Source organism: Achromobacter sp. SIMBA_011, assembly GCF_046535435.1.
Lineage (GTDB): Bacteria > Pseudomonadota > Gammaproteobacteria > Burkholderiales > Burkholderiaceae_B > Achromobacter > Achromobacter dolens.
The window spans coordinates 1-273 of sequence record NZ_JAWRWN010000437.1; the positions used below are offsets into that span (position 1 = coordinate 1).

The 273-nt window shown below is 64.8% G+C and carries 1 protein-coding gene; it reads left to right on the forward strand.

The features are described from left to right. Positions 1 to 273: MFS transporter (locus SB816_RS31620; RefSeq protein WP_410548198.1), on the forward strand; the 273-nt coding region annotated here is incomplete at both ends.

Genomic DNA, 273 nt, shown 5'->3' on the forward strand with positions numbered 1-273 from the left:
CGGTGTTCGGGCTCATCGTGCTGCTCGGGCCGTTGCTCGGGCCCGTGGTGGGCGGTTGGCTCGCGGAGAACATCAGCTGGAGCTGGTGCTTCTTCATCAACCTGCCCGTGTGTATCACGCTGATCACGCTGCTGATCGTGGGCCTGCCCGCCGATCGTCCGCACTGGGAGGCTTTTTTCAAGGCCGACTGGCTGGGCATCGTCGGTCTCGCGGTCGGCCTGAGCACGCTCACGGTCGTGCTCGAAGAGGGTCAACGCGAGCGCTGGTTCGAAT